The following is a 9,111-nucleotide window of genomic DNA, read 5'->3' on the forward strand; positions in this document are numbered from 1 at the left end:
CCCGCACCCCGATACGAAGCCTCCCTGCGGTCGGCGGGTGCTTGTCAAGGCATCTTTCCCGCCTCGACAAGCACCCACCGACCGTCAGCACAATCAAGCTTCGGGGTGCCCCACGCAACCAGGGCAGCAATGTCGCCGCCAGGCGACGAGCCGCACGTGAAAACAATTCACCCCATCCCAGGCGAACACCCCGTGACATCCACCCCCGATATCACCCCATATGGGTCATTCCTCCCCCAGTGGATCTAGCTAACCGGCGCAAACGCTCCTAGCATGCCGACCATGGGGACCTTGCCGCCAAGGCGGGTAAATTGATTTCGCTGACCTTCCGGATCCTGGGGCCGCTGGAGGTCGTCGCCGAGGGCCGGGCCGTACCTCTGGGCGGCCCGAAGCCCCGGCTGCTGCTGGCCGCACTGGCCCTCCAGCCCAACATCGTCGTGTCCACCGAAGCCCTGGTCGAAGTCCTGTGGCCGACCACCGCCCCGCGCTCCGCAGCCGCCAACATCCGCACCTACGTCCACTCCCTCCGCCGACGCCTGGCCGAAACGTCGCCCGACCTAGCCGACCGCATCACGAGCCGAGCCTCCGGCTACCTCCTCACCGTCCCGGAAGACGAACTCGACCACCTCGTGTTCACCCGCTTAGCAACGAAAGCCTGGGAAACCCAAGACTGCCCAGAAACCGCCCTGACTCTCCTGGACGAAGCCCATGCCCTCTGGCGCGGCGAAGTACTGGAAGGCCTCCCCCACGACCCAACCTGGGGCCCCGAGGTCGCCCGCCTGGACGAATTACGCCTGGCAGTACAAGAACAACGCCTGCGCGCCCGTCTAGCCCTGGGCCGCCACAACGAAGTCATCGCCGAACTCCGCGCCCTGGTCACCGAACACCCGCTGCGCGAAGAACTCTGGCACCACCTGATCACCGCGCTGCGCGACGCAGGCCGCAGCAGCGAAGCCGCGGAAGCGTACGAACTAGTCGAACGAACCCTCGCCGACGAACTGTCCGCGAGCCCCGGCGCAGCACTCCGCGAACTCCGCACGACTCTCGAAGTTCCCTGCGCCAAGATCCCGCCGATCTGCCAGCTGCCCCTGGATCTCCCGGATTTCACCGGTCGCGGCGAGGTAACGAAGCACCTGGTCGCGAAACTCCGCCAGCACGCCGAAGCGGAACGCCCCACGATCGTCGTCCTGTCCGGCGCACCAGGAATCGGCAAATCCTCAATCGCCGTACGGGTAGCGCACGCGGTCCGCGCCGTTTTCCCCGACGGACAGTTGCATGTGGACCTGGCCGGAACCTCGTCGTCCCCGCGCTCGCCCATGAGCGTGCTGGCCGAACTCCTGCGCGCACTGGGCATCCCGGACCCCGGCCTCCCGCGAGACCTGGCAGAACGCGCCGCACTCCTGCGTTCCCAGCTCGCCGGACGACGGATGTGCATCGTCCTCGACGACGCGGGCAGCGCCGCCCAAGTACGCCCGCTGCTCCCCGGCGCGGGCGCGTGCGCGGTGCTGGTCACCAGCCGAATCCGCCTGCCGGACCTGCCCGGCGCGGTCCCGGTGGACGTCGATCTCCTGCCCGAGCCGGAAGCCGCGCGCCTGCTGGAAGGGATCGTCGGCCACGAGCGAGTAGCCGCCGAACCCGAAGACGCCGTCGCGATCCTGCGCCAGTGCGGGCATTTGCCGCTGGCGATCCGCGTGGCCGGAGCCAAGCTCACCCACCGGCCGACCTGGTCGCTGCGCATCCTCGCCGACCGCCTCCACGACGAACACCGCCGCCTGGACGAGCTGCGCGTCGGCGATCTGGCGGTCCGGGCAAGCGTGACCCTGAGCTACGACCTCCTGCCCATGTCCGCCGCCGCGGCCTTCCGCCGGCTAGGCGCACTGGGTCCAGTGCAATTCCCGGCCTGGGCAGTCGCCGCTGTCCTGGGCCGCCCGTCCGCCGACGACGTCCTCGACGTGCTCGTCGACGCGCACCTGGTGGAACTCGTCGCCACGGACGTCGCGGGCCAGCCGCGTTACCGCCTGCACGACCTCCTGCGCGTGTACGCCGCCGAACTGGCCGAACCCGACGAAATGCAAGCCGCGATCGGCCGCGTGCTCGAAGGATATCTGGCGCTGGCCGTAGAAGCCGCCGAGCGAATGCCGATCCACTTCTTCGGCCAGTACCACGACGACACCGCCCCGGCTCTGCCGCCGGAAGCAGACCGCTTGCTGACCGACCCCGCCGCCTGGTTCGCCGCCGAACGAGCCACCTGCGTCGCCGCCGTCAGCTTGGCCGCCGAACGCGGTTTCGACGACCTGACCTGGCGGCTCACCGTGGCCCTCACCCCGTACTTCGACCTCCGCGGCCACCAGGACGACTGGCACGCCACCCATCTGCTCGCCTTGGACGCAGCACGCCGGGCAGGCGCGCTCCGCGGCGAGGCAGTCGTCCAGCGCAACCTCGGCCAAGTCCTGCTGTACCAAGACAACGACGCAGACGCGCTGGTCGCCTTCGAAGCCGCGCGCGAGCTGTACCAACGCATCGGCGACCAGCAAGGGCTCGGCGAAGCACACGCCGGCCTCGGCACCGTGTTACGAATGCAAGGCCAGACCGACCGCGCGCTCGAACCCTGTCACGAAGCGCTCCGGCTGTTCGGCGAAGCGGGCGATCCGCACGGCGAAGCGGTAATCCGGATCGCGATCGGTTCGATCTGGGTCGCGCGCAAGTGCTACGCGACCGCCCGCCGCTGGTACACCGACGCGCTGGAGCTGTCCTGCGAGATCGGCGACCGGCATCGAGAAGCCCATGCGCTGCAACGACTCGGGCTTCTGCACCAGCGCGAGGGCAACCTCGCCGAGGCCCGCGAGCACGTCACGCGCGCCATCGCCGTCTTCATCGATCTCGGCGACGACCACTGCGTCGGCTACGCGAACCAGAACCTGGGCGAACTCTGCCTGTACAGCGGCGATCTCGCGCACGCGCAGCTGCTGCTGGTGAACTCGCTGAGCGTGCACCGCCGCAACGGGGACCGCCGTTCCGAAGCCCATGTGTCGCAGCTCCTCGGCGAACTCCATTCCGCGCTCAGCCAGCCCGAACGGTCCCGCAGCTATGCCGAACGCGCCCGGGCCATCCGCCGGGAACTGTCCGCCGACGCCCCGGTCGACGACCGGCCGCGCAAAACCGGACCGCACCGGATCGTGTCCGCCTGACGCGCGGGCCCGGTTGCGCGGCCAATCCCGCGCGCCGGGCCACGATGCGCTGATGAACACCAGGAAAGCGGCTGGTCACGTCCTTCTCGCAGTGGCGGTTATCGCTTTGTCGACCCCCGCTCCCGTCTCGGCCACACCGAAGCACGGCAGAAGAGTCCTGGAAAGACCGCTGACCTACCGCCTCTACGCCACCCGCGAAGGGCTCGTCGGCGGCACCACCTCGAGCGGGCACCGGATCACCGAACGGGACCATTTCGTGGCGCTCCCGTCGACGAAAACGGTGTCCTCCAAGGGAAGAGGGACCTTCACCGTCAAGGTATGCCGGACCGACGGCACGCGCTGCGAGTACGCGCCGGTGTGGGATGTCGGGCCGTGGAACGAACACGACGACTACTGGAACCCCGCCGAGCGTCGCGCGCAGTTCGGTTCACTGCCGCAAGGCGTGCCGGAAGCACAAGCGGCGTACCAAGACGGCTTCAACGGCGGCAAGGACGAACACGGCCGCACCGTGCGGAATCCGGCCGGTCTCGACCTTGCCGACGGCACGTTCTGGGACGGCCTCGGCCTCAAAGGCAGCAGCTACGTCGACGTCACTTTCCTGTGGACCGGCACCGCTCCGGCCACCGGCGTGGTGACCGGAGGGGCCCCGGTGGTCGTGCGCACGTCCGCGGACAACGACGCGCCGCCAGCCGGATTGGCCGCCGATTCCGCTCAGGTGCCGATCGAGTGTTCCGTGCGCGGCGAAGCGGTGGACGGAACCACGCGCTGGAACCGGATCGGCCCCGGACACTATGTGTCCGAGGCCGATCTCCGAGCCGATTCGCCGGTGCCGTCCTGCTGAACCTCAGTGATGGTGGTGGGCATGCACGACGGCGTGCCCACGACCGCGTCCGATCATCCACTTGTTGACCGGAACCGTGACCACGAAAGCGATCGCGAGTGACAAAGCCAATGACAGCCAGAACAAGCCGCTCGACAACCCCGCGTCCATCGCACCCGGAATCGCCACGACGACGGTGTTGTCGATGACCTCCATGACCGCGATCGACACCGTGTCGGCGGCGAGCGCGACCTTGAAGGCGGCCGCGAGCGCGAGCCCCGACTTGAGCACGCCGCGCATGGTGAGGGCATAGCCGAAGACGAACGCCAGCACGATGGACAGCACCACGGTGGCTGCGTTGTGCAGACCGAACGCGGTGCCGAGAACCATGCCGAGCACTTCGCCGATGGCACAGCCGGTGAGGCAGTGCAGCGTCGCCTGGGCAGCGGTGGACCAAGACGCTCCGTGCTCGTTCATACCGCTGACTATACCCCTGCGGGGTATATCTGGCGCAAGGTCGCCCGATGTGATGACTGTCCCCCGGCGCGTCCGGCAAATCGGTATAACCGGAAGTGTGGTGATCAACTCGGCGCGCCGTTGCGCCGCCGCATTCGTCCTTGTTCTGTTCCTCGGAAGCTTCCTCAGCGCTCCAGCGAGCGCGCAGTCGTCGCCGCTCAAGTGGGGCGAATGCCCGGCCGGGGCGCCCCGGCAAGTGTCGTGCGCGAGCCTGCGGGTGCCGCTCGACTACGCGAAGCCGGACGGCAAGCAGATCACCCTCACCGTGTCCGGCATGGGCAGTCTCAGCTCGCCGCACTTCCTCTTGGTGAACCCCGGCGGGCCAGGCGCGTCCGGGCTCGGCACCGAGAAGCTCGTGTTCAGCCAGCTGCCGCAGGACGTCGCGCAGCAGTACGCGGTGTTCAGCTTCGATCCGCGCGGAATCGGTGCGAGCACACCGGTTTCCTGTGGCGACACAACGAAACTCACGCCGCATCCCGCGGTGCCGTACCAACCGGCCGGCCTTCGGCAGGAGCGGAACCGCGAAGACCTGGCCAAGCAGATCGCGGCGCAGTGCGCGGCGAACGGGAAAGACCTGCTTCCGCACCTCACCACCGAGAACGCCGCGCGGGACATGGACCGGATCCGCGAGGCGCTCGGCAAAGACAAGATCGACTACCTCGGCTATTCCTACGGAACCAAGCTCGGCGCCACGTACGCGACGCTGTTCCCGGCGCACACCGGCCGGATGATCCTGGACAGCGTCGTCGATCCGACGGTCACCACGTATCGAACGCAGTTCCAGCAGGACCCGGCGTTGCAGGCGCGGGCCGAGCAACTGTTCGCCTGGACCGCGGAGCGCGACAGCACATACCACCTCGGCACCACCGCATCCGCCGTGAAGGCTGCGTGGAACGAGCTGCGCGAGAAACTCGCGGCGCAACCGGCGGACGGCAAGACCGGAGTGTCCGAATTGGACGATCTGCTGTCGTCCGCGATGTACGGCGACTGGGCCTGGCCGTCGCTGATGCAGGCGGTCGCGAGCCACCGCGGCGGGGATTCGACCGGGCTGAACGTCGCCGCCGGACAGGCCCGGTACGCGGTCGACCCCGGCCAACTGGCGTACAACTGCGCCGACGCCGGCTGGCCGCGCAACTGGGCGACCTGGCACGCGGACACCGCGAGGTCGGCCAAAACCGCGCCGCTGTTCGCCTGGCTCAACAGCTGGTACAGCGCCCCGTGCGCGTTCTGGCAGGTCCCGCCGTCGCCGGAGGTCCGGATCGGCTCGGGTCCGGTGCCGCCGATCCTGTTGCTGCAAGGGAAAGACGGCGCCGCGACACCGTTCGTCGGCGCGCGGCGGATGCACCGGGTACTGCGCGGTTCGAGCTTGCTCGTCGACGGCGGCGGCAACCATGCGGCCTACCTCAACGAGCCGAACCCGTGCGTCGACGACAAGGCCGCGCACTACCTGCTGACCGGTGAACTGCCCGGGGACGGGACGTGTCCGGCGGGCGGAGAGGAGGCTGCGCCATCCGGCGGTTGAACTCTTTTGCGTAACCGTTTGATCGCTTTCGGTTGACCCCCGGCCGCCGCTGGCCCTACCTTCGGCTCCCAGGTCAGGTAGCCGGGGAACGGTGGGGGATGCGAGGGCGGACCAGAACGCTCGTGCTGAGTGCGGCGCTGGTGGCGACCGCGGCGGCGGTGGCGGGCAGTTGCTCGCCGGTCCTGTCCGATTCGGCTCCGGAGCCGGCGAAAATCGCCTTCGTGCCGAAAATCGGCGGGATCCCGTACTTCGACGCGATGAACGCCGGAGGCATGCTGGCCGCCGGACGGCTCGGCGCGAAGTGGTTCACTCGCGCGCCGGCGACCGTCGATCCGGAGGCGCAGACGACGATCCTGCGGCAGCTCATCGCCGAACGCGTGGACGTCATCGCGGTGGCCCCGAACGATCCGGCGGAGCTGGCCCCGACGATCGCGGAGGCCCGGGCGAAGGGCATCCACGTGCTCACCACGGACACCGACGCCGCCGATTCGCAGCGCGAGGTCTTCGTGAACCAGACGACAGCCGAGGGCATCGGTTCGGCGCTGGTCGATTCGCTGATGAAGAAAACCGGCGGCGCCGGCGAGTACGCGATCGTCTCGTGCGGGCGCACCGCGACGAACCTCAACTCGTGGATCGAAGCCGAGAAAACGTATGCGGCACAACACTATCCGCGGGCGAAGCTGGTCGAGACAGTGTACGCCGGCGAGGACACCACCACCGCGACGAAGCTGGCGAAGGACATCCTCAACCGGCATCCGAAGCTCACCGGCATGATCGGCCAGTGCACGACGGCGACGCCGGGCATCGCGCGGGCGGTGCGTGATCAGCAGAAGATCGGCCAGGTGTTCACCGTCGGCACCGGCACGCCGCAGACGATGAAGCCGTACCTGGTCGACGGTTCCTGCTCCATGACGGTGCTGTGGAACGTCGAATCCCTCGGCTACCTCACCGCCTGGACCGCCGAGCAGCTCGCGACCGGCACCCCGCTGCGGCCCCGGAACAACGTGAGCCCGGAGCTTCCCGCGGTGCGCTACGACGCGGCCACCCGGACGGTCCTGCTCGGCGATCCCCTGCTGATCACGCAGAACAACGTGGATCAGTTCAAGTACTGACGGTCCTCAGCGCACGTCAGCGCACGTCGACGGTCACCGTCAGCGTGCGCGTCCGAGCTGGCAGCTTCGTCATGTCCACCTGCAGGTACTCGCCGTCGTCCGGTCGACCGTTCGGCTGCGTCTTGGCGTGCAGCGTGTACGGAGCCGCCGAATTCGCGACGCCGTCGATGCCGAAGTCGCTGTCATTGCTGATCACCACGGTGCGTCCGCCGTCGGTCGTCGCGACGCCTTCGACCTTGTCGTGGCCGAAGAAGCCGCCGCTCGGGTCCAGCCCGGTCACCAGTCCGCCGACGTCGAGGAACAGCTTCTTCGTCACCGGCGTCACGCCGACCTTCTTGAGGGCGTCAGCAGCCTCTGCGGTGGTCGCCTTGCCGACGTACGCCTCGATGCTCTTGCCACCGTCGACGAGCAGCCCGCCCTTGGCCGCGTCGTAGGTCGCGCCAGGCACCTTCGCCGCCGGGCCGAGATCGGTCGCCTTGCTCAGGTCGATCTCGAACAGCTTCTTATACGCGCCAGGCTCGGCCTTGCCGTCGCGCTCGTCCGCGAGGAACCGGGTTGCCGAGAGCGCGGTGATCTCGGAGACCGCGGTGCCGGTCTCGTCCGGGTTGTCGAGCAGGTAGGCGTACTCATGCGTGGCGCGCGTCTTCAGGTCGACCGTCACGATCCGCAGCGCAGGGACCTTGCTGGGCTTCTTCGTGAGGTCCGGTTGCTGCAGCGCGGACTGCATGATGCCGACGAGCGTCCGGCCGTCGGGCGTGAGCGCGAGGCCCTCCATGCCCTTGTTCGGCACGCGGTTGTTGAGTTCCTTCGGCAGCGAACCGTCGAACGGCGAGAGCCGCTCGATCGCGCGGCCGTCAGCGTGGAAGTGCGTGATGAACGGGCCGTACTCGTCGGACACCCAGAACGTCCCGTCGCGCTGGGCGACCAGGCCTTCGGAGTCGTAGCCGTTCGGCGACGCGGGCAGTTTCGCGCCCTTGAGGTCAACGATGGTCTCGCCGGTGCTCGCCAAGGTGTTGACCTGGCCGTTGTACGGCGAACCGTCGGCCGCGCGCAACGGAATGTTCCGCTCCAGCACGGCTTTCCCGCCCTTGAGCCGGAACTTGCCGATGGCAGGGGTGAACGACGGGATCGGCTCCACTTTGGACCCGTCCGGCGCGTCGACGTTCGGACCGCGGTCGGCCAGCCCGTAGAACTCGTCGCGCGAGCCCGGCACCGGGGTGAGCGCGGAACCGTATCCGGCGCCGGTGATCTTGACGCCGCCGAGCGTGCCGAGCGGCGGCAAGTCCGTCGGGTACAGCCGGACCGCGTCGCTGACGGTGTAGGTGAACGTGTCGCGGCCGGTGAACCCGGCGGCGGGCGTGTAGCGGAACGCTCTGTTCGGGCCGATGGCCAGCGCGCCGTGCCCGGGCTCGGTGTGCCGCACGACCGCGCCGTCGCGCTGAGCGTCGCCGCGCACCTGCAGCGTGTGCCCGGCCCGCACCCGGTAATGGTCGTCCGGGCGGCCCTTGGCCTCGGCCGGGCCCGTGACGGCCAGCGGCAGCACCAGCGCCCCGGCGACCAGCCCGATCTTCACGCGTTTCATCGGCTTTCTCCTCCTCTGGCGCCTTTTCGACGCCTGGGGGAGTCTCGACGGCCGAGTTGGACAACGTCCGTCATCGAGACGACCGCCGCGTTAACGAGCACGCCGTGCTCGAGCCGCTACTGCACCTCCTCCGACGATCAGCAGGATCGCCGTGAGACCCCAGCGACGCTGCTTCTTGACGTTGTCGCGCGCTTTGGCCGCGCGTTTCTCGGGCAGTTTCGGGATTGCCTTCACCGGGGCGGCGCGCGGCGGTGCCGGGGGTTCGGGCATCGGGATGGGCTGGATGATCACGTCCGGTGGTTGCGCGGACGGGGTCGGTGCTGGGGTGGGCACGAGCAGATCCGGCTGGCTCGGTGGCGGGGACGACGATG

At 68.8% G+C, this 9,111-nt stretch carries 6 protein-coding genes and 1 pseudogene; 4 read left to right on the forward strand and 3 right to left on the reverse strand.

Features of this window, described 5'->3' with window-relative positions; genetic code table 11:
• The first annotated feature begins 311 nt into the window (after nucleotides 1-311).
• Complete coding sequence (locus tag D0D37_RS44390) at nucleotides 312-3,188, forward strand: AfsR/SARP family transcriptional regulator (protein WP_116206569.1); 2,877 nt, start codon at nucleotides 312-314, stop codon at nucleotides 3,186-3,188.
• A 52-nt stretch (nucleotides 3,189-3,240) separates the two neighbouring features.
• Nucleotides 3,241-4,029 carry a hypothetical protein gene (locus D0D37_RS44395; RefSeq protein WP_244223895.1) on the forward strand — a complete coding sequence of 263 codons (789 nt, stop codon included), beginning with the start codon at nucleotides 3,241-3,243 and terminating at the stop codon, nucleotides 4,027-4,029.
• 3 nt (nucleotides 4,030-4,032) lie between these two features.
• On the opposite strand, the gene D0D37_RS44400 is transcribed toward D0D37_RS44395, so the two are convergent.
• The gene (locus D0D37_RS44400; RefSeq protein WP_116206574.1) at nucleotides 4,033-4,485 is read right to left on the reverse strand and encodes a DUF4396 domain-containing protein; all 453 of its coding nucleotides are present in this window, start codon (nucleotides 4,483-4,485) and stop codon (nucleotides 4,033-4,035) included.
• Between the two features lie 52 nt (nucleotides 4,486-4,537).
• Between D0D37_RS44400 and D0D37_RS44405 the strand changes: the two genes are divergently transcribed.
• Nucleotides 4,538-6,046 carry an alpha/beta hydrolase gene (locus D0D37_RS44405; RefSeq protein WP_162834786.1) on the forward strand — a complete coding sequence of 503 codons (1,509 nt, stop codon included), beginning with the start codon at nucleotides 4,538-4,540 and terminating at the stop codon, nucleotides 6,044-6,046.
• 98 nt (nucleotides 6,047-6,144) lie between these two features.
• Complete coding sequence (locus D0D37_RS44410) at nucleotides 6,145-7,158, forward strand: autoinducer 2 ABC transporter substrate-binding protein (RefSeq protein ID WP_116206572.1); 1,014 nt, start codon at nucleotides 6,145-6,147, stop codon at nucleotides 7,156-7,158.
• A 16-nt stretch (nucleotides 7,159-7,174) separates the two neighbouring features.
• Here D0D37_RS44410 and D0D37_RS44415 read toward each other — a convergent pair whose 3' ends face one another.
• On the reverse strand, nucleotides 7,175-8,740 hold the full coding sequence (locus tag D0D37_RS44415; protein WP_116206573.1) for an esterase-like activity of phytase family protein: 1,566 nt from the start codon (nucleotides 8,738-8,740) through the stop codon (nucleotides 7,175-7,177).
• 90 nt (nucleotides 8,741-8,830) lie between these two features.
• Nucleotides 8,831-9,111: pseudogene (locus D0D37_RS47040) on the reverse strand (DUF6923 family protein); the annotation flags it as partial.

Origin of the sequence: Amycolatopsis circi (genome assembly GCF_003385235.1) — a bacterium.
In the GTDB taxonomy this organism is placed as follows: domain Bacteria; phylum Actinomycetota; class Actinomycetes; order Mycobacteriales; family Pseudonocardiaceae; genus Amycolatopsis; species Amycolatopsis circi.